The organism is Winogradskyella luteola, assembly GCF_019203985.1.
GTDB classification, from domain to species: Bacteria; Bacteroidota; Bacteroidia; order Flavobacteriales; family Flavobacteriaceae; genus Winogradskyella; species Winogradskyella luteola.
Genome location: NZ_JAGSPD010000041.1, coordinates 1 through 978, shown reverse-complemented (window position 1 = coordinate 978; position 978 = coordinate 1). Strand labels below are relative to the sequence as shown.

Annotated in this window: 1 protein-coding gene; it reads left to right on the top strand. The window is 29.1% G+C overall.

Annotated elements, in window-relative coordinates; all coding sequences use genetic code 11:
* The first annotated feature begins 142 nt into the window (after positions 1-142).
* Positions 143-925: a hypothetical protein gene (locus KCG49_RS16325; protein WP_218548022.1), complete on the top strand. Its 783-nt coding sequence runs from the start codon at positions 143-145 to the stop codon at positions 923-925.
* Positions 926-978 lie beyond the last annotated feature (53 nt).

Below are 978 nucleotides of genomic sequence, written 5' to 3'. Positions count from 1 at the left end.
ACGTGTATAGCCAATTGCTTATTCTGTGTGTACTCGGAAAATCCTACGGATTTTCCTCTGGTTCGGTTTCTTTTGCTAACTTAGTTCCAGCCAACGCAACTAACCATACACGAACACGTTGTACACAATATAAATGAACAATATGAATAGAAAAATAATTACATTTTTAATATTAGCAATCTTCGCAAATTTTGGATATGCTCAATCCGAAAAAATCAACATTAAAACAGAAAATTTGACAGAAGCGAATTATCTGAAAATGGATGATTTTTATTTAACACATTATCTATACATAGATTTGTTTTTAAGAGAAAATCTATTTCCAGAAGTAAGTCCTGAAAATGTGTCTTCTATTTTGAAAGCTCTTAAAAAATATGTTTCAGTAGAAAACAAATTAGACGTCGAAATTGAAAAGCCTGGAAAAAGAAATTACTTGATTCGATTTGCAATTTTAAAGAAAGATGACGGAACTGAACTTTTAATTGCTTTCACAAACTGGAGTGTTAAGAAAAAGGAATTTGAGAAAGAAATAAAAATGGAAAATGATTCCTATACTAGATGGTATTTTCTAAATGGAAACAAAATGACTTATCGAAAAGATATGTCTGACCAGAATGATTACTCAACTATGAATAAATCTGACTTGGCTAATGCATACTTATTTGATGAACTATCTGAAAACGATTCCGAGATAGAAAGCACAATAGCGGAATATCTAAACCAGAATGATATAACTGTTTCTGATAAAATTATGGCGAATTTAATTCTTTTAAAATATCAAATCTTTAAAAAAGAGAATGATAATGTCGCTAAACAAACTGAACACTTGACTGAATTATTTGAGCAAAATAAATCTGAATCAAATTTGAGAGGTTTACAGGTAGCTTTTGATGCTACGAAATATCAAATAGAATTAATGAAATAAATACTGTGTACAACAATGAACTAAGCTAAAATGCAAGAGAATTTTAGTTTATT

Coding starts and splice junctions, on each gene's coding strand:
- KCG49_RS16325 (WP_218548022.1), top strand. CDS start 143: ATGAATAGAAAAATAATTACATTTTTAATATTAGCAATCTTCGCAAAT.